The 18,725-nt window shown below is 72.8% G+C and carries 18 protein-coding genes; 13 read left to right on the top strand and 5 right to left on the bottom strand.

Going from position 1 to position 18,725, the window contains the following annotated elements; genetic code table 11:
• Positions 1-30 precede the first annotated feature (30 nt).
• Entirely contained in the window at positions 31-819 is a 789-nt protein-coding gene (locus tag ACF9IK_RS27625) for a VOC family protein (protein ID WP_395296801.1), read from the top strand.
• A gap of 20 nt (positions 820-839) precedes the next feature.
• Here ACF9IK_RS27625 and ACF9IK_RS27630 read toward each other — a convergent pair whose 3' ends face one another.
• Together ACF9IK_RS27630 and ACF9IK_RS27635 are read right to left on the bottom strand one after the other, a co-directional pair.
• Entirely contained in the window at positions 840-1,337 is a 498-nt protein-coding gene (locus ACF9IK_RS27630) for a hemerythrin domain-containing protein (protein WP_395296802.1), read from the bottom strand.
• A 180-nt stretch (positions 1,338-1,517) separates the two neighbouring features.
• Complete coding sequence (locus ACF9IK_RS27635; protein WP_395296803.1) at positions 1,518-2,114, bottom strand: TIGR03086 family metal-binding protein; 597 nt, start codon at positions 2,112-2,114, stop codon at positions 1,518-1,520.
• Between the two features lie 216 nt (positions 2,115-2,330).
• Between ACF9IK_RS27635 and ACF9IK_RS27640 the strand changes: the two genes are divergently transcribed.
• The gene (locus tag ACF9IK_RS27640; RefSeq protein ID WP_395296804.1) at positions 2,331-2,903 is read left to right on the top strand and encodes a DoxX family membrane protein; all 573 of its coding nucleotides are present in this window, start codon (positions 2,331-2,333) and stop codon (positions 2,901-2,903) included.
• Positions 2,904-2,918: 15 nt separating this feature from the next.
• Here ACF9IK_RS27640 and ACF9IK_RS27645 read toward each other — a convergent pair whose 3' ends face one another.
• Positions 2,919-4,133 (bottom strand): RNA-guided endonuclease InsQ/TnpB family protein, encoded by a 1,215-nt coding sequence (locus ACF9IK_RS27645; protein ID WP_395298430.1) that lies wholly within the window; start codon positions 4,131-4,133, stop codon positions 2,919-2,921.
• Between the two features lie 25 nt (positions 4,134-4,158).
• On the opposite strand from ACF9IK_RS27645, the gene tnpA reads away from it, so the two are divergent.
• Both tnpA and ACF9IK_RS27655 read left to right on the top strand, forming a co-directional pair.
• Positions 4,159-4,575 carry an IS200/IS605 family transposase gene (tnpA, locus tag ACF9IK_RS27650; RefSeq protein ID WP_395292292.1) on the top strand — a complete coding sequence of 139 codons (417 nt, stop codon included), beginning with the start codon at positions 4,159-4,161 and terminating at the stop codon, positions 4,573-4,575.
• Positions 4,576-5,114: 539 nt separating this feature from the next.
• Positions 5,115-7,604, top strand: a complete 2,490-nt coding sequence (locus ACF9IK_RS27655) for a collagenase (protein WP_395298700.1) — start codon at positions 5,115-5,117, stop codon at positions 7,602-7,604.
• Positions 7,605-7,698: 94 nt separating this feature from the next.
• Here the strand turns inward: ACF9IK_RS27655 and ACF9IK_RS27660 are convergent, their stop codons facing one another.
• Entirely contained in the window at positions 7,699-8,460 is a 762-nt protein-coding gene (locus tag ACF9IK_RS27660; protein WP_395296805.1) for a PP2C family protein-serine/threonine phosphatase, read from the bottom strand.
• A 304-nt stretch (positions 8,461-8,764) separates the two neighbouring features.
• Here ACF9IK_RS27660 and ACF9IK_RS27665 point away from each other — a divergent pair, with 304 nt between their 5' ends.
• The 7 genes from ACF9IK_RS27665 to ACF9IK_RS27695 all read left to right on the top strand — a co-directional run bounded on the left by ACF9IK_RS27665 (position 8,765) and on the right by ACF9IK_RS27695 (position 15,917).
• Positions 8,765-9,886, top strand: coding sequence for a VanZ family protein (locus tag ACF9IK_RS27665; RefSeq protein WP_395296806.1), 1,122 nt, complete (start codon positions 8,765-8,767; stop codon positions 9,884-9,886).
• 154 nt (positions 9,887-10,040) lie between these two features.
• Positions 10,041-11,141 carry an LLM class flavin-dependent oxidoreductase gene (locus tag ACF9IK_RS27670; RefSeq protein ID WP_395296807.1) on the top strand — a complete coding sequence of 367 codons (1,101 nt, stop codon included), beginning with the start codon at positions 10,041-10,043 and terminating at the stop codon, positions 11,139-11,141.
• Positions 11,138-11,752 carry an FMN reductase gene (locus ACF9IK_RS27675; RefSeq protein WP_395296808.1) on the top strand — a complete coding sequence of 205 codons (615 nt, stop codon included), beginning with the start codon at positions 11,138-11,140 and terminating at the stop codon, positions 11,750-11,752. The genes ACF9IK_RS27670 and ACF9IK_RS27675 overlap by 4 nt, the downstream gene beginning before the upstream one ends.
• Positions 11,753-12,007: 255 nt before the next feature.
• Entirely contained in the window at positions 12,008-13,096 is a 1,089-nt protein-coding gene (locus ACF9IK_RS27680) for a Dyp-type peroxidase (protein ID WP_395298701.1), read from the top strand.
• The gene (locus ACF9IK_RS27685; protein ID WP_395296809.1) at positions 13,093-13,893 is read left to right on the top strand and encodes a family 1 encapsulin nanocompartment shell protein; all 801 of its coding nucleotides are present in this window, start codon (positions 13,093-13,095) and stop codon (positions 13,891-13,893) included. Before ACF9IK_RS27680 ends, ACF9IK_RS27685 begins: the two co-directional genes overlap by 4 nt.
• 218 nt (positions 13,894-14,111) lie before the next feature.
• The gene (locus tag ACF9IK_RS27690) at positions 14,112-14,897 is read left to right on the top strand and encodes an electron transfer flavoprotein subunit beta/FixA family protein (RefSeq protein ID WP_395293296.1); all 786 of its coding nucleotides are present in this window, start codon (positions 14,112-14,114) and stop codon (positions 14,895-14,897) included.
• Positions 14,898-14,972: 75 nt separating this feature from the next.
• A complete protein-coding gene (locus tag ACF9IK_RS27695) occupies positions 14,973-15,917 on the top strand; it encodes an electron transfer flavoprotein subunit alpha/FixB family protein (protein WP_395298702.1) in 945 nt (314 codons plus the stop codon).
• Positions 15,918-16,013: 96 nt separating this feature from the next.
• Here ACF9IK_RS27695 and ACF9IK_RS27700 read toward each other — a convergent pair whose 3' ends face one another.
• Positions 16,014-16,448 (bottom strand): hypothetical protein, encoded by a 435-nt coding sequence (locus tag ACF9IK_RS27700; RefSeq protein WP_395296810.1) that lies wholly within the window; start codon positions 16,446-16,448, stop codon positions 16,014-16,016.
• Between the two features lie 147 nt (positions 16,449-16,595).
• Between ACF9IK_RS27700 and ACF9IK_RS27705 the strand changes: the two genes are divergently transcribed.
• Both ACF9IK_RS27705 and ACF9IK_RS27710 read left to right on the top strand, forming a co-directional pair.
• Positions 16,596-17,747 (top strand): acyl-CoA dehydrogenase family protein, encoded by a 1,152-nt coding sequence (locus ACF9IK_RS27705; protein WP_395296811.1) that lies wholly within the window; start codon positions 16,596-16,598, stop codon positions 17,745-17,747.
• A gap of 52 nt (positions 17,748-17,799) precedes the next feature.
• Positions 17,800-18,579: a TetR family transcriptional regulator gene (locus tag ACF9IK_RS27710; protein WP_395296812.1), complete on the top strand. Its 780-nt coding sequence runs from the start codon at positions 17,800-17,802 to the stop codon at positions 18,577-18,579.
• Positions 18,580-18,725 lie beyond the last annotated feature (146 nt).

An 18,725-nucleotide genomic window follows, 5' to 3' on the forward strand; every position in this document is an offset into this window, starting at 1 on the left:
GCCCGGCGGCCGGGTTCGAGGAGGTGCGCGATGGGCAGCGGCGAGGGTGCCACGGTGCGCTGTGTGGCGGCCGTTCCGTGCTGGGTGAGCCTGATGGCGCACGATCTCGACGCCGCGAAGGCGTTCTACGGCCCGCTGCTGGGCTGGGAGTTCGAGCCGGGGCCGGACCGGTTCGGCCCCTACGTGCACGCGGTGGTCGGCGGCGAGGCCGTGGCCGGGCTGGGCGTGGCCGGCAGCGGCTGGGCCATGCCGGTCGCGTGGACCAGCTACTTCGGCACCGAGAGCGCCGACGCCGCCGCCGACGCCGTCCGCGAGCGCGGCGCGACCCTCGCCGTGGGCCCGCTCGCCTTCGACGCCGGCCGGGTGGCGTTCGCCGCGGACCCGGCGGGGGCGGTCTTCGGCATCTGGGAGGGCCCGCTGGGCCGGGCCCGGCGCCTCGACCTGCCGGGCGCGCCGGTCTGGATCGAGCTGCGCACGCCGGACCCGTTCGCGGCGGCGCTCTTCTACGGCGAGGTGTTCCGCTGGGACGGGCGGGACCCGGAGCGGTTCGAGGTGCGCTGGGAGCACGACCGAGTGGTGCTGCGCACCGAGGGTCACAGCGTGGCGGCCCTCGCCCGGGAGCAGTCGGCCGGCCCGGCCGGTATGCCCCCGCACTGGGAGGTGTCGTTCGCGGTGCCGGACACCGATGCGGCCCTGGCGCGGGCGGAGGAGCTCGGCGGGTCGGCGCTCGGACCGGCCTTCGACTCCCCGTACGGCCGGGTGGCGCGCCTCCAGGACCCGGAGGGCGGGCGCTTCGCGGTGATCAGTCCCAAGGGCTGAGTGCCCGGGCCCGGCCCGCCTCAGCCGCCGGCTTCTGTTCCGGCCTCTGTTCCGGCCGGCCGGCCGGCCTCCGGGACAGCCGCCCGCTCGTTCCGCAGGTGCTCGCCGAGCGCCGCCCGGGAGCCGGCCGGCAGCGCCTTGCGCGCGGCCGGGAACAGCCCCTTCTCCTCCACCGCCAGGTGCCGGCGGACGGTGTCGGCCAGGCCCTGGAGGAGGGTGCCGGACGCGGGCTCGTCGGTGCCGAGACTCTGCAGGTCGGAGAGGTACTGGCCGATCGTGAGGTGGTCGTGGATGCACGCGAAGACCAGGGCCCCGCCGTCCGGCACGTCGTGCTGGACCACCGGGAAGAGGTGTTCCTCCTCGGCGGCGCAGTGGCTGAACAGCAGGTCGGTCAGCTGATCGACCAGCTCCTTGCGCTCCTGGCCGTCCGGGGGCACGGCCTCGATCCGGGCGAGCAGCTCCGTCACCGCCCGGTGGTCGGCGGTGAACTCGCCGAGGATGTCCGGCCTGCGGCTCATGGCACGCCCGCCTCTCGTCCGGTGGCCCCCCGACACCTCCAGTATCCGGCGTCACTGCGCCGAACCGGCGGGCGGCGGGGAATCACCCCTGGTCAGGCCCCGTTCCGCGGCACAGCGCGACCGGTCCGCACGTCACGGCCCCGGACGCGGCCGTTACCCCCGGCCCTGCTCCGTGCCTGTTCATGGCCGGTCGCGGCGCCCGGTGAGGGCGAGCAGCCGGGTCTGCGGGCTCGCGTCCGCCGGCACCGGGACGGGCGGGGCGAACAGCCCGCTGCCGGAAAGGTCCCCGTAGCCGGCGTACTCGCCCAGCGCGTACTCCACCAGACCGGCCGGAAGCCGCGTGCGGCGGCGGATCCCCTCGGCGAGGTCCCAGGTGTGCACGACGGCGTCGGCGGTGAGCTGGTCCAGGTAGTACTGGCCGGAGACGTCGGCGAACGAGAGGTGGACGGTCAGCTCGGTCGCGCCGGGCACTTCGAACGCCGTTCGGGAGGCCTCGGCGGCGGCCGTCCAGGCGCCGACCGGGTCGGATCCGAGCACGTCACCGTCGAAGCGGCTGCCGACCTCGGGGATCGTCGCGCCCATGAGCAGTTCGGGCACCCAGAGCTGCTCGGACGTGAGGTGGTTGACCAGGTCCCGGACCGACCAGTCGGCGCACGGCGTGGGTGCGTCCCACTGGTCGGGTGCGACGAGTCGGACGCGTTCGCCGAATGCGCGCAGCGCCTCGGCGTACGGCGTCCCGGGCCGTGCGGACCGTCGGTGTTCCGTGCGGTGAGCCATACCTCCACCCTGCCCCCGACTCCCGGCCCGCCGCGACCGCGGCCCCGGCCGGTGGCCCCACGCCCACCCGGGCGCGTCACCCGGGGACGAAGTTGTTCAAATTCGAACCGGCGGGTACGGTCGAGCTGTGGCCGTTCGAATTTGAACAAAATCCTCCCGGGTGGTTCGCCGCGCCGCCCTCACCCCCTCGACCGACCTCGACCGATGGAGACGCGCATGCCGAGCACCGGCCCGAGCACGACCGCCCCCACCACCGCCGCCGGCCTCCCCGGCCGGGCGGCCCCCGGGCCTGCCGCGACCTCGCCGCACGCCTACGACGCCGGCCTCCTCCTGCTGCGCCTCGTCCTCGGCCTCACCATGGCCGCGCACGGCAGTCAGAAGCTGTTCGGCTGGTTCGGCGGCGGCGGCATCGACGGCACCGGTCAGTTCTTCACCGCGAGCGGCTACCCGGCCGGCGACGCGATGGCCGTCGTGGCCGGCCTCACCGAGACCTTCGGCGGGCTCGCCCTCGCCGCCGGCGCGCTCACCCCGCTGGCCGCCGCCGCCATCCTCGGCACCATGGTCAACGCGCTCGCCGTCACCTGGGGCGGCGGGTTCTTCGCGCCCGAGGGCAGCGAGTACGAGTGGCTGCTGACCGCGGGTGCCGCCGCGCTCGCGCTGACCGGGCCCGGCCGTTACGCGGTGGACCGGTACCTGCCCGTGCTGCGCGCGCACCGGCTCGCGTACGGCGCGGCCGCCGTCGCCGTCGGCCTGGTGGTCGCGGGCGTCGTCCTGCTGCTGCGCAATTGACTTCCGCTCCCCGCCCTAAAGGGCGGGGATTCCTACCACGGTCGTCTGACCGTCTCGGTGGGTTCCTGCTTCTTCGCGCTGTGCGGGGACGGGTCCCCGGCTTACCCGCGCTCGACAGGCTGACACCGCCAGTCCGGCGGCCGTGGCTATGTTGACGGCGGCGTTGACGTCCCGGTCCAGCCAGACGCCGCACGCCTGGCACTGCCAGACGCGGATGTTCAGCGGCTTGGGGCCGTCCTTGACGCCGCAGTGGGAGCACACCTGGGAGGTCGGCTCGAAGCGGCCGATCTTGATCAGGTTCCGGCCGTACTTCGCGGCCTTGTACTCCAGCATGGTGACGAACGCCGACCATCCGGCGTCGTGCACGGACTTGGCGAGCCGTGTGCGGGCGAGTCCCTTGACCGCCAGGTCTTCCACCGCGATTGCTTGGTTCTCGCGAATCAGTCCGGTGGAGACCTGGTGGTGGAACTCGCGCCGGGCGTCGGCCACCCGTGCGTGGTTGCGAGCGACCTTGTGACGGGCCTTCTCGCGGTTCTTGCTGCCCTTGGCCTTACGGGACAGGGCTTGCTGTGCGCGTTTGAGCTTCTTCTCTGCGCGCCGGAGGAACTTCGGGGCGTCGATCTTCCGCCCGTCCGAGAGGACGGCGAAGTGTCCGAGGCCGAGATCGAGACCGGTGACCGGCTCGGTCTCGGGAAGGATCTCGGGGTCCGTCTCGACAACGAAGCCGGCGAAGTACCGGCCTGCGCTGTCCTTGATCACCGTCACCGAGGATGGCACGGACGGCAAGGCGCGGGACCACTTCACCCGCACGTCGCCGATCTTCGGCAGCGATAGGTCGCCGCCCGGTGTGATCTTCCATCGGGCGTTCGCGGTGAAGCGGATCGCCTGCCGGGTGTCCTTGCGGGACTTGAACCGGGGCGGTCCCATCTTCGGGCGCATGCCCTTGAGGCCGTCGAAGAAGTTCCGGTAGGCGGTGTCCAGGTCCCGGAGGGACTGTTGCAGCACCACGGCGGACACCTCGCCGAGCCATGCCCGTTCGGGGGTGTTCTTCGCGGCCGTGAGCTGCTTGGACAGCTCGCCGGACGGGATGAACGGCAGCCCGGCGGCGCGGGCGGTCTCACGTGCCCGGAGGGCATCATTGAAGGCCACCCGTGCACACCCGAACGCCCTGGCCAGCGCGGAACGCTGAGGCCCGTTCGGGTACACGCGGAAGCTGTACCTGAGCTGCACGGTCAGCACCGTACCATTTTGGTTTATGGCTGAGTATCAGAACATCCGCACTGGTCGGCACTGCGCTTTCGCCCTGCATGCGCACTTGGTTTTCGTGACGAAGTACCGTCACAAGGTGTTCGCCGAGCGGCATCTGACCCGGCTCGAAGAGATCATGCGGGACGTGTGCGCCGACTTCGAGGTGGAGTTGGTCGAGTTCAACGGCGAGAACAACCACGTCCACCTGCTGGTGAACTTCCCGCCGAAGGTCGCCCTGTCCAAGCTGGTCAACTCGCTCAAAGGCGTCAGCTCGCGCCGGCTGCGGCAGGAGTACCCCGAGCTGGTCAAGCACTACTGGCGGGCACAGCGTCTGTGGTCCGGTTCGTACTTCGCCGGATCAGTCGGCGGCGCGCCGCTGTCGATAGTCCGGCAGTACATCGAGCAGCAGAACCGTCCGGCTTGACGGTCTGCGGTGGGCACCGTCCACAGTGCGGGAGGGTGCCCACCGCACAGGTCAGAGCAGGGTTCAGAATCGCTTCACCACCGGGCTGAAGCCCGGTGCACTGCGATTAGTCCAGGTAGCGGGCGGATGCCGCGCCCGGCCGTCCCGCCCGTCGGCGGGGTCGGGCCGGCCCGCCGGCACGTCGGAAGTGCACCGCGTGGCGGCTGCGGCGGGGGAGTGCGCCCCTGACGCAGCCGCCACGCGGCTGCCGCCGTGAACACAACGGCCTTTCGCTGCGCGCCCGAAGAGATCTCGGGCGTCTGAGGGCAACTCACGTCCGAGGGCTTCCCGGCGCCGTGTGATGTGTGTAATGGTACATGTCACACTCCCCACCGTGTGCTCGACGGGGCCGCCCCACGGCCTCGGCGCAACGGTCCTCACTCCCCGTACGGCCGCGCCCCCAACGCGGCCGCCAAGGTTCGGAGGCCCCCCACGTGAGAACCGCACGACCCTTTCCGCAACCGGTAGGAACGGTCCGGTTGCTGACGATCGCCGTGGCGATGCTGCTGGCGATCGGCTTGTTCGCGCCCCGCGGCCAGGCCGCCCCCGCCCCGGCGCAGCCGGGTGGCACGGCGTCCGTCGTCCCCGCAGGCCCGGCGCCGCAGCCCGCCATCGGCGCCGCAGCCGAGGACGGCCGCAGGAACCGGCCGGTGCCGGCCAGCGACCGCGCACCGCTCTCGGCCGCCGCGCCGACCGAGGAAGGCGGCCGCACCGCCGTCAAGTCCCTGGGCAGCAGCGCCTCCCCGGCGGGCGGGTCGGCCGCCGTGACCTGCAACGTCGGCGACTTCACCAGCCGCACCGGCTCCGCCCTCGTCCAGCAGATCAAGTCCGCCGAGGTGGGCTGTGTGAACGAGCTCTTCTCGCTCACCGGCACCGACGCGAACAAGGCCTTCCGCGAGGCCCAGATGGTCACCGTGGCCGACGCCCTGCGCGACACGGCCGCGAGCTACCCGGGCGACAACACCACGTCCGCCGAGCAGTTGGTGCTCTACCTGCGCGCCGGCTACTTCGTGCAGTGGTACCACTCGGCCGACGTGGGCCCGTACGGTACCGCGCTGCAGACCTCGATCCGCGCCGCGCTGGACGCCTTCTTCGCCAACCCGCACTCCCGCGACGTCAGTTCGGAGAACGCCGGCACGCTGGGCGAGGCCGTCACCCTGATCGACAGCGCGCAGGAGAACGCCCGCTACCTCTACGTCGTGAAGCGGATGCTGGCCGACTACAACGCCGCCACCCACAACCCGGTCGGCATGGGGAACGCGCTCAACGGCGTCTTCACCGTGCTGTGGCGCGGGCACCAGCTGCCCGCGTTCGTCAGTGCCGTCCAGGCTGACCCGAGCGTGCTCGACTCGCTGTACGGCTTCGCTGCCGCCAACAACGCCCAACTCGGCGGCGACTACACGTTCCTGGTCTACAACGGCGCCCGTGAGCTGGGCCGCTTCCTGCAGTACGCCCCGCTGCAGGCCAAGGCCCGCCCGCTGGTCAAGGGCCTGGCCGACCAGTCCTCGGTGGGTGGCCGCACCGCCTACCAGTGGGCCGCCGCCGCCGAGATGACGAACGAGTACGACGGCGGAAACTGCTCGTACTACGGCACCTGTGACGCCGCGAACCGGCTCAAGGCGGCCAACCTGACCGTCAGTCACACCTGTAGCCCGAGCATCCGGATCATCGCCCAGGCGCTGGACGCCACCCAGCTCAACTCCGCCTGCACCAGCCTGAACGGCCAGGACGCCTACTTCCACACGGTGGCCCGGGACGGCGGCCCGGTCGCCGACGACCGCAACACCACCATCGAGGTGGTGGTCTTCCACGGCCGCTTCGACTACGGCGTGTTCGCCGCGATGATCTACGGCATCGACACCAACAACGGCGGCATGTACCTGGAGGGCAACCCGGCCGCGGCCGGCAACCAGCCGCGCTTCCTCGCCTACGAGGCCGAGTGGGTGCGCCCGGACTTCCAGGTCTGGAACCTCAACCACGAGTACACCCACTACCTCGACGGCCGCTTCGACATGTACGGCGACTTCAACGCCGGCATGGTGACGCCGACCGTCTGGTGGGTCGAGGGCTTCGCCGAGTACGTCTCCTACTCGTACCGCAAGGTGCCGTACGACGCGGCGATGACCGCGGCCGGCCGCCACACCTACACCCTCCGGACCCTGTTCGACACCACCTACGACAACGCCGACTCCGAGCGGATCTACCGCTGGGGCTACCTCGCCGTGCGCTTCATGCTGGAGAAGCACCGCGCGGACATGGACGCGGTGCTCGCCAAGTACCGTGCCGGCGACTGGAACGGTGCCCGCAGCTACCTCACCCAGACCGTCGGCACCCGGTACGACGGCGAGTTCGACGCCTGGCTGACCACGTGCGCCGCCGGCACCTGCTCCGGCACCACCCCGCCCGGCAACCAGGCGCCCACGGCGGCCTTCACCACCGCGGTCGGCGAGCTGGCCGTCACCTTCGTCGACCGGTCCACCGACCCGGACGGCAAGATCGCCTCCCGCGCCTGGGACTTCGGTGACGGCACCACGTCCACCGCCGCCAACCCGACCAAGTGGTACTCCGCGGCCGGCACCTACACCGTCACCCTCACCGTGACCGACGACAAGGGCGCCACCGCCCGCACCAGCCAGTCCGTCACGGTCGCCCGCCTGCCCGAGTGCTCCGGCGCCGACACCCGGCAGCTGGACCGCAACTGCCGGCGCAGCAACGCGGCGGCGACCACCGGCAACTACGCCCACTTCTACCTGTACGTCCCGGCCGGGACGAAGCAGCTCAAGGTCAGCAGCACCGGCGGCACCGGCAACGCCGACCTCTACTACAACTCCGCCGGCTGGGCGTACACCAACGCCTACACCGCCAGGTCCACCAACCTGGCCAACAACACCGAGACCCTCACCGTCACCAACCCGCCCACCGGCTACGTGTACTTCAGCCTCTACGCCCAGCAGGGCTTCAGCGGGGTGGACATCAAGGCCGAGTACTGATCCCCGGCCACCCGCACGCACCCGCGGCCCCGGCGGAGCGCACCCGCGCCCGCCGGGGCCCCGGCGCGCCGGGCAGGCCCCACGAGTCCGGCCGTCAGGCGCCGATCCGCACCAGCGCCAGCGTGATGTTGTCCGGTCCGCCCGCCTCGATCGCCGCCTTCCAGAGCTCGAACGCCGCCCGCCCGTCGCCCCGTTCGACGTCCGTGCGGTGGCGGGCCAGCAACTCGGCCAGCTCCTGCTCCGGCACCGGGTCGGTGAGGCCGTCGCTGCAGACCAGGAACCGGTCGCCGGCCGCCAGCGGGGCGCTGCGCACGTGCGGTTCGACGAAGGTCAGGCCGAACGACCCGCCCAGGGACTGGGTGACCATCGCGGTGGTACGGCGCCCGGGCGACGGGGGCGGGCTGTCGTCCACGCTGACCCGGCGCAGCCCGTCGTCGGTGACCCGGTAGACGCGGCTGTCGCCGACGTTGAAGACCACCGCATGGTCGGCGAGCAGTACGAGGCCGGCCACCGTCGTCCCCATCGCGGCCAGCCCCGGATCGCCGGCCGCCGCCGCGAACACAGCGCGGTTGCAGGACTGCAGGGCGTCCCGGACGGCCTCCTCGCCGTCCATGACCGGTCCGACCGCGGCCAGTTCCCGTGCCACCAGCGCGCTCGCCACCTCGCCGCCAGGGTGTCCGCCGAGGCCGTCCGCCACCGCGACCACGCACGGCACGCCGAGCGGGAACAGCAGGGTCTGCGGATTGGTGGTCACGGTCGCGCAGAGCGTCCACGGCCCGACCGTGAGGCTGTCCTCGTTGCGCTCCCGCACCAGGCCCTCGTGGCTCAGCGCGCTCACCGCGATGTAGGCCGCCATCGCCTCGCCGCCCTTCCGGAGGTCCGGGCCGGCCGTCCTTGCCCTCCCATTGTCGCGCGCCGCAGCCTCGGCGGCGGCCCGCCGTCCGGCCGCCCTCCGCCGGCCGCGGGGAACGTGTCCGGACCCGTTTCCGGCGGCCGGCGCGGGCACCGCCGCAGCGGCCGGCGGGCGGCCCTTCTCCCTTGCGGCGCGCGGACCTTGATGCCGGGCCGGGCCGACCCGTACGCTGGCCGCCGTTCCCGGGGGAGCCGCCGACCGCTCACGCGGGCCGCAGGCGGCGGGCGGCAAGCTTGTGCGCGGAGCCGTGAGCGACGCCCGCCCGTTCCCGCCCCGCCCGGAAGCCGCGCCCCCGATGCTCGAAGCCAGCCTGTCCGCCGTGCCGGACCTGCTCCCGTTCTTCCTCGTGTTCGCCCTGCTGCTCGTGCCGCTCGCCCGGTGGCAGGCCGGCCGCCGGGAGCTCCCGCCCGCGGCCACGGTGCTCTGGGCCCTGGGCGGGGCGGGCGTGCTGGCCGTCACCCTGACCCCGATCGCCGGTGCCCATCCGGCGCCGAGCTGCGCGTACGGCCCGGGTGCCTGGCAGGACGCACTCGGCCCGCAGGGGCTGATGAACGCCGCGCTGTTCGGGGCGCCCGCCTTCTTCGCCGTCCTGGCCCTGCGCCGCCCCTTCGCGGTGGCCGCGGGCGCGGTGGTGACCTCCGCCGCGCTGGAGACCGCGCAGGCCCTGCTCCGCACCGGACGGGCCTGCGACGTGGCCGACCTGCTGGCCAACGCGGCAGGGGCGCTGCTGGGCGCCGTACTGGCGGCCGGCTGGCTGGTGCTGCGCCGGACCCGGCTGCGGGCCCCGCTGCTGCGGGACGCCCTCGGTGGCCTCGGTCTCGGGGCGGCCGGGCTGGCGGCGGTGGCGGCGGTGCTGCAGATCGCCGTGCCGCTCCACCGGGACCTCGGCGTCCGGACCCCCGCCGCCGGTGCGTGGTCGGCGCCGGCCGGGGACGGCGGTCTCGCGCTGGCGAACGCGCTGACCGCCCGGCTGTACGGCCCGCAGGCCCGGGTCCTGACCACGTCCGCGCTCCCGGCGCCGCGCTTCGCGGTCACCACCGACGCGGGCAGCTTCCGGACGGACTGGCCGGCCGGGCGCCTGCTCTCCTTCACGGTCGTGCCCGGGGGCGCCGTCGTCGCCCCCGGGCGCGACGGCGCGGTGCCGGTCGGGCCCGAGGAACAGGCGGCGGCGGGCGCGCGGTTCGCGGCCGAGTGGTTCGCCGACCTGACCGCCTCGGTGGCGCCCACGGTCACCCCGAGCGGGGCCGACGGGGCCTCGCGCACGCTCGGCTACCACCGCACCGGCCCGGACGGCGCGCCGCAGGCCCCGGGGGTGGAGATCACCGTGGACGCGGCCGGGCGGGTCACCGCCGCCACCGCGGTGCGCTGAGCACCGTCCGACTGCGCGCCGGTGCGCCCGTGCACCCAGGGGACAGCGGCTGTGCACGCTCCCGGAATAGCCCCGGACCACCCGGTGCTAATGTGGTTGAAACTTTGACGATCGGATCCTGATCCCGGGATTCACCAGGAGTGTGGTGAGCAGCATGCAGTTCGGAATCTTCACCGTCGGCGACGTGACCCCCGACCCCACCACCGGCCGCACCCCGACCGAGCACGAGCGGATCAAGGCGATGGTGGCCATCGCGCGCAAGGCCGAGGAGGTCGGCCTGGACGTCTTCGCGACCGGCGAGCACCACAACCCGCCGTTCGTGCCGTCCTCGCCGACGACCATGCTCGGCTACATCGCCGCGCGGACCGAGCGCATCATCCTCTCCACCTCGACCACGCTGATCACCACCAACGACCCGGTGAAGATCGCCGAGGACTTCGCGATGCTCCAGCACCTCGCCGAGGGCCGGGTGGACGTCATGATGGGCCGCGGCAACACCGGCCCGGTCTACCCGTGGTTCGGCAAGGACATCCGCCAGGGCATCCCGCTCGCGGTGGAGAACTACGCGCTGCTGCACCAGCTGTGGCGCGAGGAGGTCGTGGACTGGTCGGGCCGCTTCCGGACCCCGCTGCAGTCCTTCACCTCCACCCCGCGTCCGCTGGACGGCGTCCCGCCGTTCGTCTGGCACGGTTCGATCCGCAGCCCGGAGATCGCCGAGCAGGCCGCCTACTACGGTGACGGCTTCTTCGCGAACAACATCTTCTGGCCCAAGGAGCACTTCCAGAAGCTGATCGAGCTCTACCGCGCGCGCTACGCCCACTACGGTCACGGCACGCCCGAGCAGGCGTATGTCGGCCTCGGCGGGCAGGTGTTCATGCGGAAGAACTCGCAGGACGCGGTGCGCGAGTTCCGGCCGTACTTCGACAACGCGCCGGTCTACGGGCACGGGCCGTCGTTGGAGGAGTTCACCGAGCAGACGCCGCTCACCGTCGGCAGCCCGCAGGAGGTCGTCGAGAAGACGCTGACCTTCCGCGAGTCCTTCGGCGACTACCAGCGCCAGCTGTTCCTGATGGACCACGCCGGCCTGCCGCTGAAGACGGTGCTGGAGCAGCTGGACCTGCTCGGCGAGGAGGTCGTGCCGGTGCTGCGCGAGGAGTTCGCCAAGGGGCGGCCGGCCGACGTCCCGGACGGGCCGACGCACGCGGCACGGGTGGCCGCGGCCGAGGGCCAGGAGCTCGTGGAGGTGTCCGAATGAGCGGGTTCAAGCTGGTCGTGGTCAGCGCCGGGCTCGGCAAGCCGTCGTCGACCCGTCTGCTGGCGGACCGGCTCGCCGGCGCGACGGTGCGCCGGCTCGGCGGCGCCGCCGAGGTGACGGTGATCGAGCTGCGCGACCTCGCCACCGACATCGCGCACAACCTCGTGACCGGGTTCCCCGGCGCGGCGCTGCGCAGGGCGGTCGAGGCGGTGACGCACGCGGACGGCGTGATCGCCGTGACACCGATCTTCACCGCCTCGTACAGCGGCCTGTTCAAGTCCTTCTTCGACGTGATCGACCACGACGCGCTCGCGGGCAAACCGGTGCTGATCGCCGCCACCGGAGGCACCCCCCGGCACTCGCTCGCCCTGGAGCACGCCGTCCGGCCGCTCTTCGCCTACCTGCGGTCGGTCGTCGTCCCCACCGCGGTCTACGCGGCCACCGACGACTTCGGCGCGACGGGGGACCGGCACACCGGCGGACTGGCCGGCCGGATCGACCGGGCGGCGGAGGAGCTGGCGGCGCTGCTGGCCGGGCGCGGCCCGGCCGCCGCGGAGCGGCCGGAGGCCGTGGTGCCGTTCGCCGAGCAGCTGGCGGCCCTGCGGGCCTGAGAGCCTGCGGGCGGAACGGGTCGGGGGACCCGCCGCCCGGACGCCCACCACCCGGACGCCCCGGACGGACCGCACTCCGTCCGGGGCGTCCGGTCCGTCCGGGGGGGGGGGGGCGACCCGCGGCCGCTCGGCGCGCCCGGATGTCCGCTCTGCGGTGTAATCGTACGGATGATCAGATCTCCGCTGCTTCGCTGCGCCCTGTCCTCCGGGAGTCCTGAGGTGGAGTCCGAGCCCGTCCTGCCGTCCGCGTCCCCCCTGCCGCCCGAGCTCGCCCCACCGCCCGCCGCGCCCGCCGGGTCCGCGCCCGCACCGCCCCCGCAGCCGCAGGACGTCCTCACCCCGCTCACCGGCGCCGCCGTCTTCCTGGTGCTGACCATCGACCCCGGCGGCGAACAGGCGGTCCGCGACCTGCTCCCCGACCTGGCCGGCCTGCGCCGCTCGGTCGGCTTCCGGGCCCCGGACGGCGGACTGGCCTGCGTCGCCGGGATCGGCTCGGACGCCTGGGACCGGCTCTTCGCCGGCCCCAGGCCCGCCGGGCTGCACCCCTTCCGCGAGCTGGTCGGCCCCCGCCACCGGGCCCCCGCCACCCCCGGCGACCTGCTGATCCACCTCCGGGCCGCCCGGATGGACCTCTGCTTCGAACTGGCCGGCCTGCTCACCGGGCGGCTGGCCGGCGCCGCCACCGTGGTGGACTCGGCCGAGGGCTTCCGCTACTTCGACAACCGCGACCTGCTCGGCTTCGTCGACGGCACCGAGAACCCCGAGGGCCCGGCGGCCGCGGCCGCCGTGACCGTGGGCGCGGAGGATCCGGCCTTCGCCGGCGGCAGCTACGTCATCGTGCAGAAGTACCTGCACGACCTGGACGCCTGGAACGCCCTCACGGTGGAGCAGCAGGAGCTGGCCGTCGGCCGCACCAAGCTGACCGACGTGGAGCTGCCCGACGCGGTGAAGCCGCCGGACTCGCACGTCGCGCTCACCGGCGTGACCGGCCCGGACGGCGAGGAGCTGCAGATCATGCGCTTCAACATGCCGTTCGGCTCCTTCGCCGGGGGAGGCGAGTTCGGGACGTACTTCATCGGCTACGCCGCCACCCCCGCGGTGACCGAGGAGATGCTGCGCAACATGTTCCTCGGCCGCCCGCCGGGCCGGCACGACCGGTTGCTCGACTTCTCCACGGCCGTCACCGGCTCGCTCTTCCACGTGCCGACCGCCGACTTCCTGGCCGACCCTCCGCCGGCACCGCCCGCCGCGGCCGCGCCGACGGGCGCTCCCGTCGAGATCCCCGCCACCGCCCCCGACGGCTCGCTCGGCGTCGGCAGTCTGAAGAGGACCCCCGCACGATGAACAACCTCCACCGCGACCTCGCCCCCGTGTCCGCCGCCGCCTGGGCGGCGATCGAGGACGAGGCCCGGCAGACCTTCACCCTCCACGTCGCGGGCCGTCGGGTGGTCGACCTGAGCGGCCCCGAGGGCGCCGCCCTCGCCGCCGTCGGCACCGGCCACCTGACCCGGATCGACCCGCCCGCCGCGGGCGTCCTCGCGCACGCCCGCGACGCCCGGCCGGTGGTCGAGCTACGGGTGCCGTTCACCGTGAGCCGCGCGGCCGTCGACGACGTGGAGCGAGGCTCCCGGGACTCCGACTGGCAGCCGGTGAAGGACGCCGCGCGGACGCTCGCCCTCGCCGAGGACCGCGCGATCTTCGAGGGCTACCCGGCCGCCGCCATCGAGGGCATCCGGGCCGGCGCGAGCAACCCGCCGATCCCGCTGCCCGACGACGTCCGCGCCTACCCGACCGCGGTCAGCCAGGCCCTCACCGCGCTGCGCCTGGCCGGCGTCGGCGGCCCGTACTCGCTGCTGCTGGGTGCCGACACCTTCACCGCGGTCAGCGAGACCAGTGACCACGGCTATCCCGTCGCCGCCCACATCGCCCGCCTACTCGACGGCGAGATCATCTGGGCCCCGGCGATCGAGGGCGCCTACCTGCTCTCCGCCCGGGGCGGCGACTTCGAGCTCCTCCTCGGCCAGGACGTCTCGGTCGGCTACCTCTCGCACGACGCCGAGTCGGTCTCCCTGTACCTCCAGGAGTCGCTGACCTTCCGCCTCTGCACCGCCGAGGCCGCCGTCGCGCTCGGTGATCGGTGAGCGAACGACCGAAGGGTACTGAGTTCCTTTACGCGGGGTACTGAGTGCCGTATTGTCTCCGGTAGGCCTCTGACGCCAGTCGAAGAGCGCCGACACGGCATGCCGGTCCAGGTGGCGCCCCGGGCGCGCGGGCAGCGACCGGACCGGGTTTGGCACTCAGTACCCTCGGCATGACCCGAGGCCCATGGACCAGCGCACCCGTATCAGGAGAACCGCTCATGAGCTTGAGGATCGTTGTCTGTGTGAAGTACGTGCCGGACGCGACGGGTGACCGTCGGTTCGCGGACGACCACACCACCGACCGGGAGGGCGTGGACGGCCTTCTGTCGGAGCTGGACGAGTACGGCGTGGAGCAGGCGCTGCGGATCGCGGAGGCGCACGGCGACGCCGAGGTGACGGTGCTGACGGTCGGGCCGGACGACGCGAAGGACGCGCTGCGCAAGGCGCTGTCGATGGGTGCGGACAAGGCCGTGCACGTGAACGACGACGACATCCACGGCACGGACGTGATCGGGACGTCGGCGATCGTGGCGAAGGCGCTGGAGAAGACCGGGTTCGACCTGGTGGTCGGTGGTATGGCGTCGACGGACGGGTCGATGGGTGTGCTGCCGGCGCTGCTGGCGGAGCGGCTGGGCGTGCCGCAGGTGACGCTGCTGTCGGAGGTGTCGGTCGAGGGCGGTGTGGTCAGGGGCCGTCGCGACGGTGACGCGGCGACGGAGCTGGTGGAGGCGGCGCTGCCGGCGGTGGTCTCGGTGACGGACCAGTCGGGCGAGGCCCGTTACCCGTCGTTCAAGGGGATCATGGCGGCGAAGAAGAAGCCGGTGCAGTCCCTGGACCTGGACGACCTGGGCATCGAGGCGGACGAGGTCGGTCTGGCGGGTGCGTGGACGGCGGTGGAGTCGGTGGCGGCGCGTCCGGCGCGCACCGCGGGCACGGTCGTCAAGGACGAGGGCGAGGGCGGCAGGCAGCTCGCCGCGTTCCTCGCCGACCAGAAGTTCATCTGAGCCGCTCGCCCCGAGCCCCCCACCCCCAGCCCACAGCGAAGTACGGAGACATTGAGCAATGGCTGAGATTCTGTCCTGGTGGACCACGCCGACGGCGCGGTCCGCAAGCCGGCCCTGGAGCTGCTGACCCTGGCCCGCCGGATCGGCGAGCCGTCGGCCGTCGTCCTGGGCGCCGGTGCGGCCGCCGCGGACATCGCCGCCAAGGCCGCCGAGTTCGGCGCCGCGAAGGTGTACGTCGCCGACGGCGCCGAGTTCGCCGACCAGCTGGTCGTCCCCAAGGTCGACGCGCTGGCCCAGATCGCGAAGGCCGCCGAGGCGGCCGCGGTGCTGGTCACCTCCTCCGGCGAGGGCAAGGAGGTCGCCGCCCGCGTCGCCCTGCGCCTCGGCTCCGGCATCATCACCGACGCCGTCGACGTCCGCGCTGGCGACCAGGGCCCGGTCGCCACCCAGTCGGTGTTCGCCGCCTCCTACACCGTCGACTCGCGCGTCAGCAACGGCGTGCCGGTGATCACGGTCAAGCCGAACGCCGTGGCCCCCGAGGCCGCCCCGGCGGCGGGCGCGGTCGAGAACGTCACCGTCGCGTTCACCGGCAACGCCGCCAAGGTCACCTCGCGCACCCCGCGCGTCTCCACCGGCCGCCCCGAGCTGACCGAGGCCGCCATCGTGGTCTCCGGCGGCCGCGGCGTCGGCGAGGCGGCCGGCTTCGGCGTGGTCGAGGAACTCGCGGACGCGCTCGGCGCGGCCGTCGGTGCCTCGCGTGCCGCCGTTGACGCCGGCTGGTACCCGCACACCAACCAGGTCGGCCAGACCGGCAAGCAGGTCTCCCCGCAGCTGTACGTGGCAAACGGCATCTCCGGCGCCATCCAGCACCGGGCCGGCATGCAGACCTCGAAGACCATCGTGGCCGTCAACAAGGACCCCGAGGCCCCGATCTTCGAGCTGGCCGACTACGGGGTGGTCGGCGACCTCTTCGAGGTCCTGCCGCAGCTGACCACCGAGGTGAAGGCCCGCAAGGCCTGATCCCCACGCGCGCGCGGTCCCCGCGGGGACGAACGCCGGAGGGCGTGGCACCGGGTACCCGGTGCCACGCCCTCCGGCGTTCCCGCGGCCCGGGGCCTACTCGGCGAAGGCCGCCAGGTGCTGGGTGAAGCCGCCCTGGTTCGGCGGCAGCGGGCGGGGCTCGGAAGGCTGGACCTGCTCCGGCTCGTCCTGCGGCAGCAGCGTCAGCTCGGGCTGGTCGGTGTCGGCGGAGGGCGTGAGCCGGACCCTGGTGCCCACCGGAACGGTGCTGCGCAGCCCGTTGACGATGCACCAGACGTCGAACCCCTCGGCCATCCGGATCAGCGACTTCTGCCGCGCCAGCGGCGTGCGGGCCTGCTCCACGGCGCACCGGCGCACCACGCCGGTGCCCTCGCTGCGCTCCAGGCGCAGGTCGGTGGAGCCGCAGGTGGGGCAGAGCAGCCGCTGGAAGGTCGGGTTGCTGCACCAGGCGCAGCGCTGGAAGTACAGCGGAGTGCCCTCGGTGGCGGCGTCGATGGCTGAGTGGACCACGGTGTCATCTCCCTGCGCTCGGACCGGCTTCGGCAGAAAGAGGATAGGGAACTCAGTGCCGTCATGTGAAGGCACTGAGTTCCCTTTTTGCTCTACCCATGCATAATGAAGGGTACTGAGTACCGTCGTGAAACAGGAGTGCCGATCATGAGCCAGGACTTCGATCTCTTCCGGATCTCCGAGGAGCACGAGATGCTCCGTGAGGCGGTGCGTTCGCTGGCCGAGGCGAAGATCGCTCCGTTCGCGGCGGAGGTGGACGAGCAGGGCCGGTTCCCGCAGGAGGCGTTGGACGCGCTGCAGGGCAATGATCTGCACGCGGTGCACGTGCCGGAGGAGTTCGGTGGTGCGGGGGCGGACGCGCTGGCGACGGTGATCGTGATCGAGGAGGTGGCGCGGGTGTGCGCCTCGTCGTCGCTGATCCCGGCGGTGAACAAGCTGGGGTCGTTGCCGGTGCAGTTGTCGGGGTCGGAGGAGTTGAAGGCGAAGTACCTGGGGGCGTTGGCCCGGGGTGAGGGGATGTTCTCGTACTGCCTGTCGGAGCCGGAGGCGGGTTCGGACGCGGCGGGGATGAAGACCCGGGCGGTGCGGGACGGGGACTTCTGGGTGCTGAACGGGGTGAAGCGCTGGATCACCAACGCCGGGGTCTCGGAGTTCTACACGGTGATGGCGGTGACGGATCCGCAGGCCCGGTCGCGGGGGATCTCGGCGTTCGTGGTGGAGAAGGGCGATGCGGGGGTGTCGTTCGGGGCGCCGGAGAAGAAGCTGGGGATCAAGGGGTCGCCGACGCGTGAGGTGTACTTCGACAATGTGCGGATTCCGGCGGACCGGATGATCGGTGCGGAGGGGACGGGGTTCGCGACGGCGATGCGGACGCTGGACCACACGCGGGTGACGATCGCGGCGCAGGCGCTGGGGATCGCGCAGGGGGCGCTGGACTACGCGAAGGGCTATGTGCGGGAGCGCAAGCAGTTCGGGAAGCCGATCGGGGACTTCCAGGGGGTTCAGTTCATGCTGGCGGACATGGCGATGAAGCTGGAGGCGGCGCGGCAGCTGACGTACGCGGCGGCGGCGAAGTCGCAGCGTTCGGACGGGGACCTGACGTTCTTCGGGGCGGCGGCGAAGTGCTTCGCGTCGGACGCGGCGATGGAGATCACGACGGACGCGGTGCAGTTGCTGGGTGGGTACGGGTACACCCGGGACTACCCGCTGGAGCGGATGATGCGGGACGCGAAGATCACGCAGATCTACGAGGGCACCAACCAGATCCAGCGCATCGTCATGGCCCGCAACCTGCCGTAGGGCGGTACCGCACGCCAGTCCGGCTGTTCGAGGCCGGTGCTATGTTCCGGGAATGAGCGAGAAGGAAGAGCAGGACCAGCCCATGAACGACGGGCCGCCGAAGCCGGCGATGCGTGAGGCGCTGGTCGCCGCAGCCTTCGAGCTCTTCCTGGAACGCGGCTTCGAACAGACCACCGTCGACGACATCGTCTCCCTGGCCGGGGTAGGTCGGCGCTCCTTCTTCCGGTACTTCCCGGCGAAGGAGGACGTGGTCTTCCCCGACCACGAGCGCAGCCTGGCCGAGATGACGGAGTTCCTGGAGTCCGGCAGCGGCGAGGAGGACCCGGTGCGGCACGCCTGCGGTGCCGCCCGGCTCGTCCTGCGGATGTACGCCGAGCAGCCGTCCTTCTCGGTGCAGCGCTACCGCCTCACCCGCAAGGTGCCCGGCCTGCGCGCTTACGAGCTGTCGGTGGTCTGGCGCTACGAGCACACGCTCGCGCACTACCTGCGCGGCCGGTTCGCCGACCGGCCGGACGGCGCGCTGCGCGCCGACGTGATCGCCGCCGCGGTGGTCTCCGCGCACAACCACGCGCTGCGAACCTGGCTGCGCTCGGGCGGCGAGAGCGACTGGGTCGCCGAGGTGGACACCGCGATGGCCTTCGTCACCGGAACCTGGAGCGACCGGCCCGCCGAGGCCGCGCCGGAGACCGGTGAGGCGGACGACGTCGTGGTGCTGGTCGCCAGTCGGCGGGCCCCGCTCTGGCGGATGGTGCAGGGCATCGAGAGCGCCCTGGGCGACGCCCACCGGCTGCCCGAGGCGACGCAGGGCGCCCAGCACCCCCCGCAGGGCTGACGCCCCGTCCGTCACCCGGGTGCACGGGGCCCGCTCACCCGTGCGGCGCAACCCGGTCCGCTCCGCACCGGGTGGAGGGCGCGGGCCGCCGTGCGGGGCGGCGTGCCCCGGGTGAGACTCGGTCGCAGGACGGGGCCGGGCTGCCT

It is taken from the genome of Kitasatospora hibisci, from assembly GCF_043950205.1.
Classification (GTDB): domain Bacteria; phylum Actinomycetota; class Actinomycetes; order Streptomycetales; family Streptomycetaceae; genus Kitasatospora; species Kitasatospora hibisci.

What these genes read in the sequence shown, in the direction of transcription:
- ACF9IK_RS27625 (WP_395296801.1), top strand. Translation starts at nt 31, where the DNA reads ATGGGCAGCGGCGAGGGTGCCACGGTGCGCTGTGTGGCGGCCGTTCCG.
- ACF9IK_RS27630 (WP_395296802.1), bottom strand. Translation starts at nt 1,337, where the DNA reads ATGAGCCGCAGGCCGGACATCCTCGGCGAGTTCACCGCCGACCACCGG.
- ACF9IK_RS27635 (WP_395296803.1), bottom strand. Translation starts at nt 2,114, where the DNA reads ATGGCTCACCGCACGGAACACCGACGGTCCGCACGGCCCGGGACGCCG.
- ACF9IK_RS27640 (WP_395296804.1), top strand. Translation starts at nt 2,331, where the DNA reads ATGCCGAGCACCGGCCCGAGCACGACCGCCCCCACCACCGCCGCCGGC.
- tnpA (WP_395292292.1), top strand. Translation starts at nt 4,159, where the DNA reads ATGGCTGAGTATCAGAACATCCGCACTGGTCGGCACTGCGCTTTCGCC.
- ACF9IK_RS27655 (WP_395298700.1), top strand. Translation starts at nt 5,115, where the DNA reads ATGCTGCTGGCGATCGGCTTGTTCGCGCCCCGCGGCCAGGCCGCCCCC.
- ACF9IK_RS27660 (WP_395296805.1), bottom strand. Translation starts at nt 8,460, where the DNA reads ATGGCGGCCTACATCGCGGTGAGCGCGCTGAGCCACGAGGGCCTGGTG.
- ACF9IK_RS27670 (WP_395296807.1), top strand. Translation starts at nt 10,041, where the DNA reads ATGCAGTTCGGAATCTTCACCGTCGGCGACGTGACCCCCGACCCCACC.
- ACF9IK_RS27675 (WP_395296808.1), top strand. Translation starts at nt 11,138, where the DNA reads ATGAGCGGGTTCAAGCTGGTCGTGGTCAGCGCCGGGCTCGGCAAGCCG.
- ACF9IK_RS27685 (WP_395296809.1), top strand. Translation starts at nt 13,093, where the DNA reads ATGAACAACCTCCACCGCGACCTCGCCCCCGTGTCCGCCGCCGCCTGG.
- ACF9IK_RS27690 (WP_395293296.1), top strand. Translation starts at nt 14,112, where the DNA reads ATGAGCTTGAGGATCGTTGTCTGTGTGAAGTACGTGCCGGACGCGACG.
- ACF9IK_RS27705 (WP_395296811.1), top strand. Translation starts at nt 16,596, where the DNA reads ATGAGCCAGGACTTCGATCTCTTCCGGATCTCCGAGGAGCACGAGATG.
- ACF9IK_RS27710 (WP_395296812.1), top strand. Translation starts at nt 17,800, where the DNA reads ATGAGCGAGAAGGAAGAGCAGGACCAGCCCATGAACGACGGGCCGCCG.